This window comes from Akkermansia sp. NBRC 115031 (assembly GCF_030268505.1).
GTDB classification, from domain to species: domain Bacteria; phylum Verrucomicrobiota; class Verrucomicrobiia; order Verrucomicrobiales; family Akkermansiaceae; genus Akkermansia; species Akkermansia massiliensis.
Genome location: NZ_BSQU01000003.1, coordinates 73,475 through 94,424 on the forward strand (window position 1 = coordinate 73,475; position 20,950 = coordinate 94,424).

15 protein-coding genes and 2 tRNA genes are annotated in these 20,950 nt (G+C 58.8%); 13 read left to right on the plus strand and 4 right to left on the minus strand.

Annotated features, from left to right (window positions below; all coding sequences use genetic code 11):
- Positions 1 to 24: 24 nt before the first annotated feature.
- Complete coding sequence (gene hisS, locus QSJ36_RS05210; protein WP_102729182.1) at positions 25 to 1,299, minus strand: histidine--tRNA ligase; 1,275 nt, start codon at positions 1,297 to 1,299, stop codon at positions 25 to 27.
- Between the two features lie 244 nt (positions 1,300 to 1,543).
- On the minus strand, positions 1,544 to 1,963 hold the full coding sequence (locus QSJ36_RS05215) for a pyridoxamine 5'-phosphate oxidase family protein (RefSeq protein WP_102729183.1): 420 nt from the start codon (positions 1,961 to 1,963) through the stop codon (positions 1,544 to 1,546).
- 292 nt (positions 1,964 to 2,255) lie between these two features.
- On the opposite strand from QSJ36_RS05215, the gene hypB reads away from it, so the two are divergent.
- Genes hypB through hypE form a run of 5 tightly spaced genes read left to right on the plus strand, consistent with a single transcriptional unit; the run spans position 2,256 to position 7,641 of the window.
- Positions 2,256 to 2,939, plus strand: coding sequence for a hydrogenase nickel incorporation protein HypB (gene hypB / locus QSJ36_RS05220; protein ID WP_285467492.1), 684 nt, complete (start codon positions 2,256 to 2,258; stop codon positions 2,937 to 2,939).
- Complete coding sequence (gene hypF / locus QSJ36_RS05225; RefSeq protein ID WP_102727360.1) at positions 2,920 to 5,247, plus strand: carbamoyltransferase HypF; 2,328 nt, start codon at positions 2,920 to 2,922, stop codon at positions 5,245 to 5,247. Before hypB ends, hypF begins: the two co-directional genes overlap by 20 nt.
- Positions 5,248 to 5,251: 4 nt before the next feature.
- Positions 5,252 to 5,494: a HypC/HybG/HupF family hydrogenase formation chaperone gene (locus QSJ36_RS05230; RefSeq protein WP_102727361.1), complete on the plus strand. Its 243-nt coding sequence runs from the start codon at positions 5,252 to 5,254 to the stop codon at positions 5,492 to 5,494.
- A gap of 40 nt (positions 5,495 to 5,534) precedes the next feature.
- Positions 5,535 to 6,602, plus strand: coding sequence for a hydrogenase formation protein HypD (gene hypD, locus QSJ36_RS05235; protein WP_285467495.1), 1,068 nt, complete (start codon positions 5,535 to 5,537; stop codon positions 6,600 to 6,602).
- 4 nt (positions 6,603 to 6,606) lie between these two features.
- Positions 6,607 to 7,641, plus strand: coding sequence for a hydrogenase expression/formation protein HypE (gene hypE, locus QSJ36_RS05240; protein ID WP_102727363.1), 1,035 nt, complete (start codon positions 6,607 to 6,609; stop codon positions 7,639 to 7,641).
- Positions 7,642 to 7,813: 172 nt separating this feature from the next.
- Here the strand turns inward: hypE and QSJ36_RS05245 are convergent, their stop codons facing one another.
- Entirely contained in the window at positions 7,814 to 8,935 is a 1,122-nt protein-coding gene (locus QSJ36_RS05245) for a tetratricopeptide repeat protein (RefSeq protein ID WP_022396244.1), read from the minus strand.
- Positions 8,936 to 9,852: 917 nt separating this feature from the next.
- Between QSJ36_RS05245 and QSJ36_RS05250 the strand changes: the two genes are divergently transcribed.
- The 5 genes from QSJ36_RS05250 to QSJ36_RS05270 all read left to right on the plus strand — a co-directional run bounded on the left by QSJ36_RS05250 (position 9,853) and on the right by QSJ36_RS05270 (position 18,685).
- A complete protein-coding gene (locus QSJ36_RS05250; RefSeq protein ID WP_285467496.1) occupies positions 9,853 to 11,814 on the plus strand; it encodes a glycosyltransferase in 1,962 nt (653 codons plus the stop codon).
- 303 nt (positions 11,815 to 12,117) lie between these two features.
- A complete protein-coding gene (gene dnaK, locus QSJ36_RS05255; protein WP_285467498.1) occupies positions 12,118 to 14,046 on the plus strand; it encodes a molecular chaperone DnaK in 1,929 nt (642 codons plus the stop codon).
- 94 nt (positions 14,047 to 14,140) lie between these two features.
- On the plus strand, positions 14,141 to 14,431 hold the full coding sequence (gene groES / locus QSJ36_RS05260) for a co-chaperone GroES (RefSeq protein ID WP_022396241.1): 291 nt from the start codon (positions 14,141 to 14,143) through the stop codon (positions 14,429 to 14,431).
- A gap of 44 nt (positions 14,432 to 14,475) precedes the next feature.
- Positions 14,476 to 16,131, plus strand: coding sequence for a chaperonin GroEL (groL, locus tag QSJ36_RS05265; RefSeq protein ID WP_102722434.1), 1,656 nt, complete (start codon positions 14,476 to 14,478; stop codon positions 16,129 to 16,131).
- Between the two features lie 322 nt (positions 16,132 to 16,453).
- Positions 16,454 to 18,685, plus strand: a complete 2,232-nt coding sequence (locus QSJ36_RS05270) for an inorganic phosphate transporter (protein WP_285467500.1) — start codon at positions 16,454 to 16,456, stop codon at positions 18,683 to 18,685.
- 215 nt (positions 18,686 to 18,900) lie between these two features.
- Here the strand turns inward: QSJ36_RS05270 and QSJ36_RS05275 are convergent.
- Positions 18,901 to 18,974 (minus strand) — tRNA-Gly (locus QSJ36_RS05275).
- A gap of 143 nt (positions 18,975 to 19,117) precedes the next feature.
- On the opposite strand from QSJ36_RS05275, the gene QSJ36_RS05280 reads away from it, so the two are divergent.
- From QSJ36_RS05280 to QSJ36_RS05290, 3 genes are all read left to right on the plus strand, one after another.
- Positions 19,118 to 19,191 (plus strand) — tRNA-Gly (locus QSJ36_RS05280).
- A gap of 186 nt (positions 19,192 to 19,377) precedes the next feature.
- Positions 19,378 to 19,902, plus strand: a complete 525-nt coding sequence (locus tag QSJ36_RS05285) for a hypothetical protein (protein ID WP_146019308.1) — start codon at positions 19,378 to 19,380, stop codon at positions 19,900 to 19,902.
- 21 nt (positions 19,903 to 19,923) lie between these two features.
- Entirely contained in the window at positions 19,924 to 20,637 is a 714-nt protein-coding gene (locus tag QSJ36_RS05290) for a hypothetical protein (RefSeq protein WP_285467503.1), read from the plus strand.
- The last annotated feature ends 313 nt before the right edge of the window (positions 20,638 to 20,950 follow it).

The following is a 20,950-nucleotide window of genomic DNA, read 5'->3' on the forward strand; positions in this document are numbered from 1 at the left end:
AAATGGAAGGGAGGAAGAAACGTATCAATCACGGCCGGTCAGGGAGGCCAGGGCGTCAAACAGGTTCTCCATGGCGACAGTAGAGGAGGAGCGCGCATGCAGGTCGCGCAGTTCCAGGGCAGGGAATTCGTCTCCCACAATCAGGGCCGCGCGCGCGCCGGATTTGACGGCTTTCTGGAGCTGGCCGTTGATTTTGGTGAGTGTGAGGGGAAGGTCCACGCTGTACCCCTGGTCCCGGAGGGCGGAGGCGATGGAGAGCATTTCCGCGCGGCGGTTTTCGGAGGCCTGCACCATGAAGACGTCGCATCCCGCGGCGGCCAGCGCCGCATCCTTCAGCGCCTTGGCATGGGGGGTCTGGTCAATGAGGTGGGTGATGACGGCATCCCCCATGGCAAACCCGGTGGCCGGCATGTCCACCGCATTGTTGGAGAGGGCGCCTACCAGCGTATCGTAGCGGCCACCGCCGGCCACGGCGCGCAGGCTGCGCTGCGTGTCAAAGATTTCAAAGACCAGCCCGGTGTAGTAGGCCAGGCCGCGCACCACGGAGAGGTCCAGCCTGACGTAGCCGTCCAGTCCGCGGGCTTCCAGGTCTTTCAGCAGGATGTCATAGCGTTCGGAGGCTCCGGCGGGCGGGTTCTCAATGAAGGCCACCAGGTCGCCGCGGCTGATGTGGAAGGAGTCCAGCTTGCGCTGGCATTCTTCCGGACGGTCGCGTTCAAATTTGTCCACAATGCCCAGAAAGGCGGGAATGTCCTGTTCCTGCACGCCGTGTTCCGCGGCAAACCTGATCCAGGCTTCGCGGTCGGAGACGCGTACGATGAAGTCGTTCTGCGTAAAGCCCAGCTCCCTCATGCAGTCGATGGCCAGGGCAATCAGTTCAGAGTCCGCCCACGCGGAGCCTTCCCCAAGAATGTCCGCATTGAATTGGTAGAATTCGCGCAGGCGTCCTTTCTGCGGCTTTTCGTAACGGAAGCAGGAGCCGATTTCAAACCACTTGAGCGGCTTGGTGTATTCCCGCTGGTAGGCGGCGGCGATGCGGCCCAGGGAGGCGGTGAGTTCCGGACGGATGGTGATGTCCCTGTCTCCCTGGTCCGTAAAGCGGAAGAGCTGGGTGGGCAGTTCGCCCCCGCTCTTTTTAAGGTAAAGCTCCGTGGCTTCCACGGTCGGGCCTTCCCATTCCAGGAATCCATAGCGGTGCGCCACCCTCTTCCATGCGTTAAAGAGATAGTTGCGCACGGCGCAGTCCGCCGGTGCAAAATCACGGAATCCGGGAAGTGGTTGAAAGCGAGCGTCTGGCATAACCTGGGAAAAAGGATGTTGTCTGAGGACGAAACAGTTTACAGAATTCCCATGCCTTGGCAAGTCCACATGCTTACGATGAAGGAATTTCAACGGAAGGCCGTCTATCGGAATATGCCTCCTCAACGTCCATGATTGTTTTTATTTTTCTCTCTTCCAGCGGAGAACCTTTCCGGGAGGACGGCGTTCTGCCTCCATCCCCGTAATCCTTTATAGGAGGTTGGGCCATGTGGCGTGGAAAGCTTTATATGATATTAAAGTTTTCAGAGTTGAAGTTGCTGTAGAATCTGCCCTGCGTGGCGGTAAACCGCAAGACGCAATAATCCGGGTCGGTCACTCCCTCCGGGTAGTACATGGTGTCACCCTCCCTCCAAATCATTTCCTTATAGATGCTGTCCTCCAGCACTTCCATGGAGCCGAGAAGCATGACGCCTCTGAAGAATCTCCGGTCACAAAAGTAAATGCAGGCTTTCGGGTTGTCTTGATATTGCCTTGCGCGCATGGAGGAGGTGTTGGTGGTGAAGTAGAAGACCTTGATGCCTTCCCTTTTCCGGGGCGGCAGCATAGCTTTCGTATTCGGATAGCCCTGTTCATCAATAGAGCTGATGAATGCCACTTTCTGATGGTCAATGAGATTTCCGACTGTTGCTTCCGCGTTTTTCATTGCTGTTTTCCTGATTGGGATGGTAGGCCAGAAGAGCCGCATTGTAAACTTGTCTTATTTATTTGGACTGTTTCTTTAAACGGTTTTTCCGGGAATTGTTTGATAGCGTATTATGCCCCGGGATGTCCGGGCCTGAAATGCGGTTCAAGGGGAGTTTGACCTTGCCGTCTCCAGGATATGACGTAGGATAAATGAGATTTTTTCTCTTTTTTGGAATCTAATATCAGTATTGATTATGTGTAAAGAATGCGGATGCGGAGGTGAGCACACCCATGAAAGTCACGGCCACGGCATGGACGTCCATGTTCCTGTGTTGGACGCCAATGACCGGCTGGCAGAGCGCAACAGAGGTTTTTTCGCAGCAAAGAATCTTCTGGTTATCAATGTTTTTTCTTCCCCCGGGTCCGGCAAGACCTCTCTGCTGCAGAAGACGGCGGAGATGCTCCGCGGCCGTGTGCGCATGGGGGTGATCGTGGGGGATCTGGCGACGGATAATGATGCGGAACGCCTGAGCCGTGCGGATATTCCCGTGGTGCAGATTACGACGGGCACCATGTGTCATCTGGACGCCCGCATGATTGCAGAAGCCATGAAGAAGATGCCTTTGAACGATCTTGACGTTCTGATTATTGAGAACGTGGGCAATCTGGTTTGCCCGGCTTCCTATGATCTGGGGGAAGGCATGCGCGTGGTGTTGCTTTCCGTGACGGAAGGGGAGGACAAGCCGTTGAAGTATCCTCCCATGTTCCATTCCGCGGATGTGGCCCTGGTGACTAAGTCCGATCTGGCGGATGCCGTGGATTTTGACCGGGACGCCGCCCTGGCCGCCCTGAACAAGGTAGCCCATCATGCGCACGTGATTGAGTTGTCCTCCAAGACCGGAGAGGGAATGGACGCGTGGTGCGACGAGATTGTGGAACGCGCGCGCCGCGTCCGGGAAGGCAGGATCCAGCACCATGGCCATCACTACCATTGAACAGGCCGCTGCGGCGTTGAAGTTTGAGATAGCCGGCATCGTCCAGGGGGTCGGTTTCCGTCCCCATGTGTACCGTTTGGCTGTGCGGCACGGATTGAAGGGGTTCGTGCGCAATACGGAGTCCGGCGTGGAAATCCATGTGGAGGGGAAGCCCGGCGCTCCGGAACGTTTTTTTGCCGCGCTGATGGATACTTTGCCGGAGCACGCCCGCGTGTATGGCGTGGAGCAGACCGTGTGCGAGCCTGCCGGGTTTGAAGAGTTCCGCATTGTGGAAAGCGATTCTACTCCCGGCGGCGTTCCGATGATGCTGCCGGACCTGGCCCCGTGTCCGGAGTGCCTGAAGGAGATGCGCGACCCCGCCTCCCGACGGTATCATTACCCGTTTACCAATTGCACGCACTGCGGCCCCCGCTATTCCATTATTGAGGAGATGCCGTATGACCGTGCGGGCACCAGCATGAAGAAGTTCCGGATGTGCCCGGAGTGCCTGAGGGAGTACCGGGATGTGGAGGACAGGCGTTTCCATGCCCAGCCCATAGGCTGCCCGTCGTGCGGCCCTTCCATGAAGGTGCTGTTTTCAGACGGTTCCGAACTGGGGTTCGGCCACGGGTTTGACACTCCCGCGGAACAGGTGGCGTGGGTACTGGCGGACGGCCTGATTGTGGCTCTGCTGGGCGTGGGCGGCTTTCAACTGCTGGCGGACGCTTCTTCGGAAGCCGCCGTCAGGCGTCTCCGCAGGCTGAAGGAGCGGGATGCCAAGCCCTTTGCCGTGATGGTGCCGGATGTGGACGCGGCGGGGAAGCTGTGCCGTTTGTCGGAGGAGGAGAAGCGCCTGCTGGCTTCTCCGGCGGCCCCCATCGTACTGGCTCCCGGAAGGAAGGATGTGGACCTGGCTCCTTCCGTGTGCATGTTCAGCCGTTTTGTGGGGGTGATGCTTCCGTCCTCCCCCCTTCATGCCCTGCTGATGGATGTATGGAGAAAGCCCCTGGTGGTGACCAGCGGCAATCTGAGCGGGGAGCCCCTGTGCATTTCCGTGGAGGAAGGCTTGCAGAAACTGGGCCATGTGGCGGATGTGTTTTTTGTGCATGACCGTCCGGTCGTGCGGCCCGTGGATGATTCCGTGGTCCGCGTCATGGACGGAAGGGCCATGATGGTGCGCCGTGCCCGCGGGTATGCTCCGCGGCCCGTGTGGCGCACGTCTGCGGAAGCTCCCGACGTTCTTGCGCTGGGCTCCGGGTTGAAGAATACCGTTTGCTGGCTGAAGAACGGCGTGGCCGTCATGAGCCAGCATCTGGGCGATCTTGACAGCGCGGCTTCCCTGAACGCGTTTGAACGGACGGTGGAGACGCTGGGGCGCACGCTGGGTGCTGTGCCGCAGGTGATTGCCGTGGACGCCCATCCGGACGGCCCGTCGTTTACCCTGGGCAGGCGTCTGGCGCGGGCATGGAATGTGGAAGTCGTTCCGGTGCAGCATCATCAGGCCCATGTTCTGGCCTGTGCCGTGGAGAATGAGACGCCGTTGCCCGCCCTGGGCGCGGCCTGGGACGGCACGGGATTCGGCACGGACGGGACGGTATGGGGCGGAGAGTTTTTTGTGATGGAGGAGGAAGGCGCTCCCCGCAGAGTGGCGCGGCTTAGGCCGTTTTTGCTGCCCGGGGGGGATGAAGCGGTCCGGGAACCTGCCCGGTGCGCCTGTTCCCTGGCGCGGCAGATGGCGCCGTGGCGCACGGATGGGCTTGAACAACGTCTGCAGGGTGGAATGACCATGCAGAAGCGGGAAGCCCTGGAGGCGATGATGGCCCGTAATATTCAAGCTCCCGCCACTTCATCCATGGGGCGCTTGTTTGACGCCATGGCTTTCTGGTGCGGCTTTGACGGCGTGGCGGGATGCGAAGGGCATGCCGCCATGATGCTGGAGTCATGGGCTGCGGCGGTTTCCGGGGAAGAAATGCCGGGGGAACCGTATGAATGGGTCATGCATGAGGAGGGCGGCCTGCTGGAACTGGATTGGCGCCCGATGCTGAAAGCCGTGGACGATGACCTGCTGAGAGGCGTTTCCCGCGGCTGCATCGCCCGCAAGTTTCATGAGAGCCTGATGAACCTGGCTTTTGACGTGGCGGAGCGTTTCTCACTGGACAGGCTGGTGCTGGGCGGCGGATGTTTTCAGAATGCCTTTTTGCTTGAAGGCCTGGCGGGAATGGCACAGTCTAGAAGGTGCCAGTTGTCTCTGCCGCAGCGGGTGCCGTGCAATGACGGGGGAATTTCCCTGGGGCAGGCTGCGGCAGTCGTGCGCCAATGGAAAGGATAATAATATGTGTTTGGCTGTTCCCGGAAAGATCGTGAGCATTAATGAGACGGACCCGCTGTTCAGGCTGGGAGTGGTTGATTTCGGCGGCGTGACCCGTGAAGTGAACCTGGCCTGCGTGCCGGAGGCCGTCTTGGGGGATTACGTTATTGTTCATGTAGGGATGGCCCTGAGCGTGCTGGATGAGGAGACCGCGCTTCAAACCCGTAGGGAAATGCGGGAGATCGTGGAGAATACCGATCCCGTGTAAGGGGAGGGGCGTTTGCCGGATTGAACATTTTTAATGGCTTATGCAGGAGGAAGTTCAGCAGTTGCTTGAGGAGCTGCGCCATGCCGTGACGCGTCCGTGGGCGGTGATGGAGGTGTGCGGGGGACAGACGCATGCTATTGCCTCCCTGGGGCTTGAGGAGCTGCTTCCTCCTGGGCTTCGTCTGATTCACGGCCCCGGCTGTCCGGTTTGCGTTACGTCGGTGGATTTGATTGACCAGGCCGTGGAGTTGAGCCTGCGGCCCGGCGTGGTTTTGTGCAGCTACGGGGATATGATGCGGGTGCCGGGCTCCCGCGGAGATTTGTTTTCCGCCAAGGCTCGCGGCGGGGACGTGCTTTTGATGTATTCACCGCTGGAGGCGGTTGCTTTCGCCGGGAGCCATCCGGAAGCGGAAGTGGTATTTTTTGCCGTAGGATTTGAGACGACTGCTCCGGCCACGGCTCTTGCCATGCAGCAGGCCTGCGCTCTGGGTTACGCCAATTTTTCCGTGCTCTGTGCCCATGTGCAGGTTCCCCCCGCACTGGAATGGCTGATGGATCAGGACGAGGGAAGGCCGGACGCCTTTCTGGCCCCCGGCCATGTCTGCGCCATCATGGGGGAGGGGGATTACGGCCGTTTGGCCGCTCGTTACCGGACGCCCATGGCGGTGACGGGGTTTGAGGCTCCGGACCTGCTCCGCGGCATCCTGATGTGCGTCCGCCAGTTGGAGAACGGGGATTGCACGGTGCAGAATGCCTACGGGCGCTATGTGAAGCCGGAGGGGAACAGGGCGGCGCAGGAAAGGATGAAAGAGGTTTTTGAGCCGGAAGACCGCCATTGGCGCGGCCTGGGCCTGATTCCCGGCGGCGGCATGAGGCTGCGCCGGGAGTGGGAGGGCATGGATGCCGCCCTGCGTTTCGGATGCGGAAAAAGCGCCCATGGCGCGGATGAAGCTTCCGGATGCGTGGCCGGCCAGGTGCTGAGGGGGCTGATTCGTCCTGCGGAGTGCCCGTTTTTCGGCACGTCCTGTACGCCGCTGGCTCCCCTGGGCGCGCCCATGGTGTCCGGGGAAGGGGCCTGCGCCGCCTATTACCGTTATAAAAGAAGTTGATTCCATGTTTGAATGTCCTGTTCCGGAACCTGTTTCCGACCGTATCCAGATGGCCCACGGCGGCGGAGGCCGTCTGATGAATGACCTGATCCGTTCCGTCTTTCTGAACGCGTTCGGCACTCCCTCCGGCGGCGTGCAGAATGACGCGGCCGTTCTGGATTTTCCGCCGGGGCGGCTGGCAATGACCACGGATAGCTTTGTGGTGCAGCCTCTGGAGTTTCCGGGAGGGAGCATCGGTTCCCTGGCGGTGCACGGCACGGTGAATGATCTCGCCATGGGCGGCGCGGACCCGTTGTACTTGACGGCAGGCTTTATCCTGGAAGAAGGGCTTCCGCTGGAGGCGCTGAACCGCGTGGTGCAGGATATGGCGGCGGCGGCGCGCGCGGCGGGCGTCCGCATCGTGACGGGAGATACAAAAGTGGTGGAGCGCGGAAAGGGTGACGGCATTTATATTAATACCGCCGGGGCGGGCGTGGTGCGCCATGGGTTGGAAATCAGCCCTTCTTCCGTCCGTCCGGGGGATTCCGTGCTGGTCAGCGGTGATCTGGGGAGGCACGGCATGACGATCATGAGCCTGCGGGCCGGGTTGTCCTTCGGGGAGGGACTGGAGAGTGATTCCGCCCCGCTGCATGAATCCGTGGCTGCCGTCGTCCGGGCCGGAATCCCCGTGCATTGCCTGCGTGACGTGACCCGTGGCGGGTTAACCGCCACGCTCTCGGAAATTGCGGAGTCCTCCGGCCTGACGGTGAAACTGGATGAAGTGTCCATTCCCGTGCGGGAGGATGTCAGAGCAGCCTGCGGCCTGCTGGGGCTGGACCCTCTTCAAGTGGCCTGTGAAGGCCGTTATCTGGCTATTCTTCCCCGGGAGCATGAGGAAGAGGCCCTGCGCCTGATGCGCGGCTGCGGCGTGTCCGCCGGGGCCTGCGCGATAGGCCGTGTGGAAGAGTTTGGAACGGCGCCCCTGCTGATGACGGGGCGGCTGGGGGTGGAACGGGTGCTGGGCATGCCTTCCGGGATGCAGCTGCCCCGCATTTGCTGATGCTTCCCGCGGTTTCCGCCGGCGTTGCATTTCCGGCTTTTTGGCAGGGAAGCGGTTGGGGCCGCCTCCCTGCCGGTCTGGCATTTCATAGGGATTTGCCGGAGCGGCTGCGTGTACTTCCGGAGAAGCTACAGCCGGCTTGGTATTGGGGGAGTTGGTTGTTGGAAGATGGTCAGGAGAGTTCCGCGTTTCCGGCTCCGGCGTCCGGCAGCGTCTTTAATGCCGCTTTGGCCTGGGTATGGTCCTGGGAGGCCGCCTTTTCCAGCCATTCCCTGGCGGTGGCCAGGTTCTTTTCCACGCCGAAGCCGTGCTGGTAGATGATGCCCAGGTTGTATTGTTCGGAGGCATAGCCGGCTCTGGCTGCCCGAAGGTTCCTGTTCTGCCATTCCCTGGCTTCAGCTTCGGTGAAATCCTGGTTCTTGCAGAATTGTTCCCATGTTTTTCCGAATTTCATGGCAGCCCGCGCAAATCCCATCAGGGCCGCTTTTTTAGTGTGTTCATCCGCCAGGCTCGCGTTCTTTTCCACGCCGGCGGGTCCCAGCCGGTACAGGTAGGCCAGTCCCCAGTATCCGTTGGGGCTGCCCAGGTCCGCGGCTTTCTGGAAGAGCTGGAGCGCGTCCTGATATTTTTTATGGGACATGGCGAACACCGCATTGGCCAGGAAGCGTTCCGCCTTGGTGAATTCGTAAAATTCGGGAATGGCGGCCCATTCGGATTTGAGTTTGTCCCTGTCCTTTTTGGACTTGGGCGGCATGCCGGCAGGCGGGGAAATCCGGAAAACGGGAATGTAGCCGGAGGCCCCCATGTTGGCCAGGCCGGCCATCAGGAAGCAGCCCGGCTGAATGCGCCACATGTGCATGTACAGCACGCGTTCCGCGGGCAGGGACTCCTTCTCAATCCAGTCCGGCAGATTCATGGGCGGGCCATAGAGGCCCGTCAGCCCGTTCAGCATGCGCTTGTACAGGGATTTCAGGCGCGTATCGTATTCGTCCTTGCCTGCCTTGGTGCTGGAGTAAAAGGAGACGGCTCTCAGGCCTCCATCCTTGTTGTACTCAAAATGAAGTGAAAAGAAAAGGCCGCCAATGGGCTTTTTCGTTTTGTAGGCGCCGTTCAATCCAGTGCGGCTCAGGTAGGCGTCCGTTCCCGGACCTTCCAGGGATTTGCAGGCTTTCAGGGAACTCAGAAGCTGGGCTTCCTGCAAGCCTGTTTCCAGAGGGCCGTAAAGCGGCGAGGCGGTACAGCAGGCGGATGCATAAAGCATGGCTGCATAGCGATAGCAATCTATCAATTTCATTGGGGGAATGGGGTAGGGGATGGGGGTCGGTTGTTTCAATAGCGAATTAGGAATCCGGATGAAATGGCCGACAGCGCTAAAATAAGATGAACAATCATTATATTCAAGTATTTATGCTTTATTCTAACAAACATATTTTATCAAGGCTTTCGTCTAGGAAAATACTGGATTGATTTGGAGAAACAGGCTTGATATGAAAAACTAGTATTGACGCCGGATTCCTAATCCGGGGTGTTTAAAGCAGGTTGAAGGATAATATGCAAGAGTATCAGGAGCAATGAAGGAGATAACCGGCTGCGGTTTCCGGACCGGGAAAAGGCAGAGATAAGCATCCGGCGTTCCGCCACGTTTTCCCGGCTTTCAGAACATGGGAATCATTATTATTTTTATTAAAAATCTTTCTAAATATTCCTTCATTTCCGTTTTATGTATCCCGTATGCATGCATTTTGGCGGATTATAAATCCGGCTGTCGGGAAGGAATAATTTTTTTAATAAATAATAGAAACATTATCAATGGTTAATAAGAATATCAGATTTCACGGCCTTTGGATTCCATTGTGTTTTTTCCCGTCCTGGATACGATGAAAATCATTTTTTCTCAAAAAATTTGGTTGACGGCGGATTTATAATGCGCGGATGACCGCATGTAGTTTCAGAGCGTCTGATATTCAATGATTCGTCTGTTTTTTTACGGAAATGTGCGGTTTTGGCGGCGGCACCTTCCAAACAGGGAGTGGGGGAGGCCGCCTCCTCTGTTCGGTTTCCCGTGCAGGAAAAGCGGGGGGGACATGCCGGAATCTGTCCGGCACGGTTGTTTCTCCTGCTGGGGACGGGGACGGATGACAGCAGCCTGTGACGGTTTCGTTTCCCTCCTCAGCTTGCCTGGGAAGGCCTTTCTGCCCATGGTGCCGGCGCATGAGAATTGATGTGGCAACGGATACGTATGAACCTGACGTGAATGGAGTGGCCCTGACGCTGGAGCGGCTGGTCCGGGGGCTTCGGACGCGGGGGCATCTGGTGCATGTGTTGAGGGCTTCCGGGAGGGACGGAGCTTCCGTTCCCGGAGAGACGGCCATGCCGTCTCTCTCCCTCCCCATGTATCATGAGGTGAAAATAGGGCTGCCTTCCGCAGAAAGGTTCCGCTCCAGATGGATGAAGAAGAGGCCGGATGTGGTTTATGTTGCCACGGAAAGCCCCATGGGGGCCTCCGCCGTGAAGGCCGCCCGCGCTCTGGAGATTCCCGTGGTGATGGGATTCCACACCAATTTTCACCAGTACATGAAGGATTACCATTTCTCCGGGCTGGAAACCGCCGCCGTGAATTACCTGCGCAAGCTCCACAACCGGGCAGGGATGACGGTGGTGCCCACGGAGGAGATGCGCCGCGCGCTGGAGGGGCTGGGATTTGAACGCCTCTCCGTAATGGGGCGCGGGGTGGATGCCGCCTTGTTTGACCCTGCCAGGAGGGATGCCGGCCTGCGCCAGTCATGGGGCGCCTGGCGGGATGAAGTGGTGTTCGGCGTGGTGGGGCGTCTGGCCCGGGAGAAGAACCTGGTGACGGCCCTGGGACTGTACACGCGCCTGCAGCGGGAGTTCCCGGCCTGCGGCATGAAGATGGTCGTGGTGGGGGACGGTCCCATGATGAGCAGCCTGCGCAGTGAGTTTCCGGACGCCGTGTTTTGCGGAATGCGCAGCGGGGAGGACCTCGCGCGCCATTACGCCGCCATGGACGTGCTGCTCTTCGCCAGTGAGACGGAGACCTTCGGGAACGTTCTGCTGGAAGGGATGGCCAGCGGCCTGGCTACGGTCAGCTACCGGTACGCCGCTTCCGCAGATGTGGTGCTGGACGGCATCAACGGCCTTCAGGCGGAGAAGGGGGACGCGGAGGGTTTTTACTCCGCCATGCGCCGTCTGCTGGAGGACAGGGGGATGATCCGGAGGCTCGGCGAACAGGCCCGCAGGACCGTGCGCGCCAGAGCGTGGGATTCCATCCATGACAGGTTTGAAGAACTGCTGGCCTCCGTGGCGCGGGAGGAGAATGGAACCGGCTACGCCCGCCCCCCGCGGGATGCGGTGCTGGAATGCCGCACGGTCTTTTTGTCAGACCTCCATCTGGGCACGAAGGATTGCAAGGCGGACGAATGCCGGAGGTTCCTGAAGCATGTCCGTGCGGAAAAAATAGTTCTGGTAGGGGATATTGTGGACGCCTGGGCCCTCTCCTGCGGCAGCCGCTGGCGCAGGCGGCATACGCGCCTGATCCGCACCCTGCTGAAAAAGATGGAGCAGGAGGATGTGGAAGTGCTGTACCTGCGCGGGAACCACGACGATATTCTGGAAAAATTCCTTCCCTTTCATCTGGGCGGCCTGAAAATGGCCAGGGAGTGCGTGCACCGGGCGGCGGACGGCAGGCGTTACCTGTGCGTGCACGGAGACGGTTTTGACGCCATCTCCACCAACCACCGGTGGCTGGCGATGCTCGGCTCCCTGGGCTACGACGTTCTGCTGACGGTCAACCGGCTTTACAATAAATACCGCGCCTGGCGGGGCAGGGAATATTATTCCGTCTCCCGCGCCATCAAGAGCCGCGTGAAATCCGCCGTCAATTTCATTGGGAAATATGAGGAGCAGCTCCAGAATCTGGCGGTGAAAAGGCAGTGTGACGGTATCATTGCCGGGCATGTGCATCATCCGGCGGATACCATGGTGGGGGAGGTGCGGTACCTGAATTGCGGGGACTGGGTGGAAACCATGAGCGCGGTGGTGGAATACGGGGACGGCCGCATGGAAACGCTGCTTTACAAGGATTTCATGAAACGCCTGGCTTACGGCAAATGCGGAACCGGAGCGGAAGCTTCCTCCTGCAAGGAAGCTTCGTGACGGGCGCCGGGGATAGGCTGTCCGGGGGGTGTGGGACAAAATGGCCGCGTGTGACATTTTGTCTCTTTTTGGTGTGACAATATGTCCCATTGCTGCTCGGCAGGAAAAAGAGCGGTCGAAATGATGCGATGTTATAATACGATGAATTTATGCTGTTTATGTTTATTTTTCAACAGGGCTTACAAGGCTGGCATGCCATTTGCAGAAAGAGAGGCAAGAACATGAGTTTGCCTGCATGACACTTCAGGTCATGGGGAAATCAAATCTCAACGAAATCCATTTAAAACAATCTAAGATAACGATATGGCTAAAATATTAGGAATCGACTTGGGCACGACCAACTCGTGCATGGCTGTGATGGAAGGCGGTCAGGGTACCGTACTTGAAAACAGCGAAGGTGCGCGCACCACTCCCTCCATTGTTGCCTTCACCAAGAGCGGTGAACGCCTCGTGGGGCAGGCCGCCAAACGTCAGGCGGTGACCAACCCGAAAAACACCGTGTTTTCCTCCAAGCGCCTCATCGGCCGCAAGTACAGCGAGCTGACGGAAGAAGATAAGAAGGTGCCTTATGAAATTGTGGAGGCCCCCAACGGGGACGCCTATATCCGCGTGGACGTAGGCGGGGAAAAGAAGACTTTTTCTCCCCAGGAAATCGCCTCCATGGTCCTGGCCAAGCTGAAGGCCGACGCGGAATCCAAGCTGGGTGAGACGATCACGGAAGCCGTGATTACCGTTCCCGCCTATTTCAATGACGCCCAGCGCAACGCGACCAAGGCCGCCGGTGAAATCGCCGGCTTGAAGGTGCGCCGCATCATCAATGAACCGACGGCTGCTGCCCTGGCTTACGGCCTGGACAAGAAGTCCAATGAAAACATTGCCGTGTACGACCTCGGCGGCGGCACCTTCGATATTTCCGTGCTGGAAATCGGTGACGGCGTGTTTGAAGTGAAGGCTTCCGACGGCGACACCCACCTGGGCGGCGACGACTGGGACAACGCGATCATCACCTGGATCATGGACGAGTTCAAGAAGGATTCCGGCATGGATCTTTCCAACCAGCCGGACGCCATCCAGCGCATCAAGGAAGAAGCTGAAAAGGCCAAGATCGCCCTTTCCTCCACCCAGAGCTATGACATCAGCCTGCCGTTCATCACGGCGGACGCTTCCGGACCCAAGCACATCCAGCTGACGCTGAGCCGTCCCAAGCTGGAACAGCTCACGGAAGACCTGCTGGACCGTACCCGCAAGCCCGTGCTGGACTGCATCGCCGCCTCCGGCCTGAAGACCGGGGACATTGACGAACTGGTGCTGGTGGGCGGCATGACCCGCATGCCCGCCGTGCAGGAAATGGCCCATACGCTGGCCGGCAAGGAACCCCACAAGGGCGTGAACCCGGATGAAGTGGTGGCCGTAGGCGCCGCTATCCAGGGCGGCGTGCTCCAGGGGGACGTCAACGACGTGCTTCTGCTGGACGTGACCCCGCTGACCCTGTCCATTGAAACGATGGGCGGCATCGCTACGCCGATGATCGAGCGCAACACGACCATTCCGGTGCGCAAGAGCCAGGTGTTCTCCACCGCCGCGGACAACCAGCCCGCCGTGGACATCCGCATCTGCCAGGGTGAACGCAAAATGTTTGAGGACAACAAGCTTCTCGGCAACTTCAAGCTGGACGGCATCTCCGCCGCTCCGCGCGGCGTGCCGCAGATTGAAGTGACCTTTGACATTGACGCCAACGGCATTCTGCACGTCTCCGCCAAGGACAAGGGCACCGGCAAGGAACAGAAGATTTCCATCCAGGGCTCCAGCGGCCTTTCCAAGGATGAAATCGAACGCGCCAAGCGTGATGCAGAAGCCCATGCGGAAGAAGACAAGAAGCGCGCCGAGGAAATTGACACCGTCAACCAGGCGGACTCCCTCTGCTTCTCCGTGGAACGCCAGCTCAAGGAGATGGGGGACAAGATTCCCGCAGACCTCAAGCGCGAGATCGAAGACAAGGTGATGCACCTCAAGGAAGCCATCTCCAAAAAGGAATACACCGCGATCAAGGCCGGGAAGGAAGACCTGGAATCCCGTCTGGAAGCCCTTTACAAGGCAGCGGAAGCCGCCCAGCAGTCCGCCGGTGCAGCCGGCCCCATGCCGGGAGCCGCTCCGGAGGAAGAAGCTTCCGACGGCCCCCGCAAGGCGAAAGGCCGCGTGGTGGACGCCGAAATCGTCGACGACGACAAATAAGCAACCCCTTCCCGCCGGAGGGGGGGAGCAACTTCCCCTCCGGCGGAACATTACATCCATATATTCATCTATAACAACACAAAAACAACATACTATGGCAAACATCAAACCCCTAGGACAACGTGTGCTGGTCAAGCGCATTGAAGCTGAAACCAAGACGGCCGGCGGCCTGTTCCTGCCGGACACCGCCAAGGAAAAACCCCAGGAAGCCGAAGTGATCTCCGTAGGCACCGGCGGCCGCGATGACAAGGGCGCCTTGATTGAATTCACCGTGAAGCCGGGCGACCACGTTCTTATTTCCAAGTACGGCGGCACGGAAATCAAGCTGGACGGAGAAGACTACCTCATCCTGTCTGAAAACGACATTCTGGCCATCATTGGCTAAATCACACGACACACTCACTCAACATCATTTTAAAATAACCTGATATTATGGCTAAACAAATCCAATTTGACGAAACCGCGCGCCAGGCTCTGCTCCGCGGCGTGGAACAGATTGCCAAGGCTGTCAAGAGCACGCTGGGGCCTGCCGGCCGCAACGTGGTGATCGACAAGAAATTCGGTTCCCCCCTCATCACCAAGGACGGCGTGACCGTCGCCAAGGAAATCGAACTGGAAGACCCGTTTGAAAACATGGGCGCCCAGCTTGTCCGGGAAGTCTCCTCCAAGACCAACGACGTGGCCGGGGACGGCACCACCACCGCCACCGTGCTGGCTGAAAGCATTTACCGCGAAGGCCTGCGCAACGTCACCGCCGGCGCCAACCCCATCTCCCTCCAGAGGGGCATCATGAAGGCCGCGGACGCCGTGGTGGAAGAACTCAAGAAAATCAGCAAGCCTGTTGACTCCAGCAAGGAAGTGGCCCAGGTTGCCACCGTTTCCGCCAACTGGGACGCCGAAATCGGCCACATCATCGCGGAAGCCATGGACAAGGTGGGCAAGGACGGCACCATTACCGTGGAAGAAGCCAAGGGCATTGAAACCACGCTGGACGTGGTGGAAGGCATGCAGTTCGACAAGGGCTACCTGTCCCCCTACTTCGTGACCAACGCGGAAACGATGGAAGCCGTGCTGGAAAACCCCTACATCCTCATCCACGAAAAGAAGATCAACAACCTGAAGGACTTCCTTCCGCTGCTTGAAAAAGTGGCCAAGAGCGGCCGTCCCTTCCTGGTCATCGCGGAAGACATTGAAGGCGAAGCTCTCGCTACCCTGGTGGTCAACCGCCTGCGCGGCGTGCTGAACATCTGCGCGGTTAAGGCTCCCGGCTTCGGCGACCGCCGCAAGGCTATGATGGAAGACATTGCCATCCTGACCGGCGGCAAGTGCATCACGGAAGACCTGGGCATCAAGCTGGAAAACGTGGGCATTGAAGACCTCGGCCAGGCCAAGCGCGTGGTCGTCTCCAAGGATGAAACCGTCATCGTGGAAGGCGCCGGCAAGTCTGCGGACATTGAAGGCCGCATCTCCCAGATCCGCCACCAGATCAAGGACACCACGTCCGACTACGACCGTGAAAAACTCCAGGAACGCCTGGCCAAGCTGGCCGGCGGCGTGGCCGTCATCCATGTGGGTGCCGCTACGGAAACGGAAATGAAGGAAAAGAAGGCCCGTGTGGACGACGCCCTGCACGCCACCCGCGCTGCGGTGGAAGAAGGCATCGTTCCCGGCGGCGGCGTGGCCCTGATCCGCGCCCAGAAAGCCATTGACACCCTCAAGCTGGAAGGCGACGAGGAAACCGGCGCTCAAATCGTCTATCGTGCGGTGGAAGCTCCGCTCCGCCAACTGGCCAGCAATGCCGGCCGTGAAGGCGCCCTCATCGTCGCCAAGGTGAAGGGGATGAAGAAAGCGGCCGACGGCTACAACGTAGCCACGGACAAATATGAAGACCTGCTCACCGCCGGTGTGGTGGACCCGACCAAGGTAACCCGTTCCGCCCTGCAGAACGCGGCTTCCATCGCCGGCCTGCTGCTTACCACGGAATGCGTCATTGCCGACAAGCCCGAGAAGAAGGGCTGCGGATGCGGCTCCGGCGCTCCCGACATGGGCGGCATGGGAGGAATGGGCGGCATGGGCATGATGTAAGCCCCCGTCCGTTTCTGCGAGACACGGCAATCGACTTCAAGGCTCCCCGGTTTTCCGGGGGGCCTTTTTGTTTTGTATGGAAGGCGGCAGCCGCCACTCCGCGGGAAGGGATTTCAGGAAAATGGGCCGTGGCTGCCGGAGAACCGGAGGAAAACCAGGCTCCGGAAGTACCCGGAAGAAACGGAAGATTTCACGGGAAGCAGGTGTAGCGCTATGGTTTTCATTGAAAATCATATTGTTGTATCAATGTGACGGAATGTTCACGTTTTAAAACGGGCGTGCGGAAGCGGCCTCCTGTAATAGAGGGCCGTTTATTACGCTTATGGACCCAATCTATTACTTCATCATAGGGCTGATTCTGGTGCTCTCCTGCTTTGACCTCGTCGTCGGGGTCTCCAATGACGCCGCCAACTTCCTGAACTCCGCCGTCGGTTCCAAGGCCGCGCCGCGCAGGACGATCATACTGGTGGCCGCCCTGGGCATCATCATTGGCTCCCTGTTCTCCAGCGGCATGATGGAAATCGCCAGAAGCGGCGTATTCATGCCGGCCCAGTTCACCTTCCATGACATCATGCTGATATTCCTGGCGGTGATGCTGACGGACGTGATTCTGCTGGACGTCTTCAACACCTTCGGTCTTCCCACCTCCACCACGGTCTCCATCGTCTTTGAACTGCTGGGCGGCGCCGTGGCGGTTGCCCTGTTCAAAATCTGGTCCGCAGAGCCGGGCGCAGCGCAGGAACTGTCCAGCTACATCAACTCCTCCAAGGCGCTGGCGATCATCTCCGGCATCTTCTCCTCCGTCTTCGTCGCCTTCATTTGCGGGATAACGGTCATGTGGATTTCCCGCCTCATCTTCTCCTTCAACTACAAAAAATCATTCAAATACCTGGGGGCCGTCTGGTGCGGCTTGGCCCTGACGGCCATCACCTACTTCGCCATCTTCAAGGGGCTGAAAGGCAGCACGCTGGTCACCAAGGACATGATCCGCCACCTGGACGCCCACATCTGGCTGTACGTATGCTGCAGCCTGGTATTCTGGACCGTCCTGATGGCCGTTCTCCAGAACATTTGCAAAATCAACATCCTGAAAATATCCGTCCTGGCGGGCACCATGGCCCTGGCGCTCTCCTTTGCCGGAAACGACCTGGTCAACTTCATCGGCGTTTTCATGGCGGGGCAGTCCTCCATGGAGATAGCGTCCGCCGCTGCGGCGCAGGGCGCGGACCTTTCCACCCTCACCATGGGCGGCCTCATGGCCCCCGTCACGGCGGACTGGCGCTACCTGCTGGGCGCGGGCGTCATCATGGTGCTGGCCCTCATGTTCTCCAAAAAGGCGCAGACCGTCACGGATACGGAGGTCAACCTGGCGAGGCAGGGCGGGGGCGTGGAGCGGTTCGGCTCCGTCCCCCCGGCCCGCATGGCCGTGCGCTATGCGTTGAACGCCTCCCGCGCGGTGGAAAAAATCATGCCCGCCTGCGTGGGAAGATTCATTGAAAAACGTTTCCAGCCCGTGCCGGACGGCCCGGATAACGGAGCCTCCTTTGACCTGATCCGCGCTTCCGTGAATTTGACGGTCGCCGCCCTGCTGATCTCCCTGGCTACATCCCTCCGGCTTCCTCTTTCCACCACGTATGTGACGTTCATGGTGGCGATGGGTTCCTCCCTGGCGGACAAAGCCTGGGGGCGGGACAGCGCCGTGTACCGCATCACGGGGGTGATTACGGTAATTTCCGGGTGGTTCTTTACGGCCTTTGCCGCATTCACCATGTGCTGCATGGTGGCGGCGTGCATCGTTTACGGAGGCCTGTTCGGCATTGTCGCCATGTGCGCCCTGGCTGCCTTCCTGCTGCTGAAAAGCTCCAGGCTCCATAAAAAAAGAACCCAGGCCGCGGCACTGGCGAAGGTGGCCAATTACCGGGATCCGGCCTGCGCCGCCCGCTACAATGAAGAAATCATTGAGCTGATGAAACGCATGGCGGAAATCTATGAAATGAACCTGGAAGCCCTGAACGTGGAGGACCGGAAGCGGCTGAAAAAGCTCCGGAAGGAAGCTCGCGGCATCCGCCGCTCCCTGAGCGACCGGATGGCGATGGAAGTCATGCCCGTCGTCCGGGAACTCCCGGATGAAGAGGCGGACCGCGGCAAGCGCTACGTGCAGATGGTGGAATACGCCACCTCCGTCTTTGAATCCCTCTCCAACATCACCACGGCCAGCCATGCCTACATAGACAACAATCATGAAGGGCTGGACATGGACAGGATAGAGCACTTGAGGGGGATGAACAACCGCGTTTCCTCCCTGTACCCCCGTTTCCGGGAAATGATGGAAAGCAATGACTATGCCGGGCTGGACCAATGCCTGGCCGGCATGGACGCGCTGGATGAGGAATTTGCGGAGGCGGTCAAGCAGCAGATCATCCTGCGGGCGGAGGACGTATCCGACATGCGGCGGGCGCTCCTCTACCTCAACCTCCTTAATGAAACCCGAACGATGATCCGCAAGGTTCTTCTTTTGGCGAAAATTCAGCGGAAATTTGTTCTTGGCTGGTAAAGGCCTGTAATTCACGGCTGCGCCGGAGGCGGCTGCTTCCGGCGCAGCGGAAGAGGGAGCGGCATTTTCTTATCCGGAAATTCTCCCGGAATACCCGGGAAGCGGGAATGGGGGAAATTTATTTTCCGGAAAGCGAAAGCCTCCGGAATGCTCGTCTTTTTAAAGTGTAAAGAAAAACCGCAAGCATTGAGGAACAATTGCTTGCGGTATAAAAGTGGTACGGGCGATGGGAATCGAACCCACGTCTCAAGCTTGGGAAGCTCGCGTCCTACCATTGAACGACGCCCGCATGAAATGCGGATGCCTATTTAGCGGTAGAAGGCAGGTATGTCAAGACCACAGAAAAATCGTGTCTTCTTTTTTGATATTTTAACACAGAAATGAAAAAAAACTTGTCTTACCCCCGAGGCTTGAACATAATGCCTCTGTTGTGCGGGTATAGCTTAATGGTAAAGCTCCAGCCTTCCAAGCTGATCACACGGGTTCGATTCCCGTTACCCGCTCCATTTTTTCATTAAATTCACCTGCTAGATACTTCCTTTATGAAAGCCAGGTTCATGACAAAGACGGCGCTCAGTGCGCTGGCACTTGCGTTTGCGGGCGCCCTCCCCGGTGTGGCTCAGCAAACTGCTTCTCCGGCAGCCGTTCCGGCTGTTAATAAGGTTAAAGCCTCTGCTGTTGAAAAGGCTTTTATGAATCAAATGGCAGGTGTTGTCCAGGCCAGCCTGAAGGCCGGCGCCCTGGATATGAAAGCCGTGACCGAGATTCTGAACGCCGCTGTCAAGGCCGGCGTGTCTGACCAGGTGATGGGCTCCCTGGTATCCATGGCCGCAGGCGCTTTCCCGGGCAGCGCGCCCGCTGTTGCTTCCGCCGCCGTTAAAAGCTATGGAACCCAGGTAACGGAAGCCAACGTACGCAACGTGATTGCCTCTGCTGTGGCTGTGCAGCCCCACCCGTATGCGTCCGTCTCTCCCATCTCGGAAGCGGTTACGAAAGCTCTGGGCAGCTCCATGGTAGCCAATGCCGTTCCCGGCATTGCCGTGGGCGTGGCGGCCCAGACGCCTGACAATCCTCTGCAAGGGGTGACCACTCAGACCAGCGGTCTGGTGAGGCCTGGTGAGGAAGCATCCGGAGGGGCCCTGGTCCTGCCGGGCGGTCTTCCCGTGGGCGGCTCTGCTACAAGCCCCGCTCCCATCTCCAATCCTGCCGGAAATTAACCCGATCCATTTATCAATAGCATGAAGAGTCTTTTTTATCTCTCCTTGATGGCTGCCGGCATGCTTGCCGTCCATGCCAACGGGCAGTCCCTGTACACCCTGGCAGGACCGGTCGGTCTGGAAGAATCCCTTCCCCTGAAGTGGACATTCAATCTGGCCGGCGGTTATGACGACAACGTCAACGCTTCCAACTATGACCAGCAGGAAGCCGCTTTCATCAGCACGGACATCGGCGCCTCCCTGGCCAACTACGATTCCGTGACCCAGTACTCCTTCTCCGCCAAGCTTGGGGGTATCTTTTACCTGAAGGACCTTGAGGGAGAGACGAACGAATCACTTTCCAACTCCACTCTCTCCGCCAACCTTTCCCACAGCTTTGACCAGACCCTGCGCTACAACGGCAGCGTGTCCTTTGCGTGGCAGCCGGAACCCAACTATTCCAACGGCATTGCCAACGCCCGCCGGGACGGCGACTACATTTACGTGTACGTCTCCAGCTCCGTGAGCAAGGCATGGACCTCCCGCTACTCCACCACGCTGGGCGCCAACTTCTCCATGATTCAACTATCAGGAGGACTCCGCCAAGACGGACAACCGCGACTATGTGGGCATGGACTTCACCAACCGCTACAAGTGGACGGAACGCCTGGCTATTTCCCTGAGCTGGAACGGTTCCTACTGCGACCGCGAATACGGCAACAACGAATTCTCCAACTTCGTCATGGCCGGCGCTGAATACGCTGTGGCTGAAAATACGTCCGCCACGCTCCGCGTAGGTCCCCAGTTCAAATATGTGGAAAGCTACGGTACCAGGACCTATCCTTCCGCAGAATTCGGTTTGAACCACCGCATGAGCGACCGCTTCATGATCGGCACGTTCATCCGCTACTCCAACGAAGCGACGAATACGTACATTCCCTACAGCGGTGCCAGTTACTATTCCAATGAAACGTGGCGCTTCGGCGTGAACAGCACGCTGAAACTGACGCACCGCGCCAGCCTGAACTGCGGCGTAAACCTGATTTCCAGCGAGTACAGCCGCCTGAGC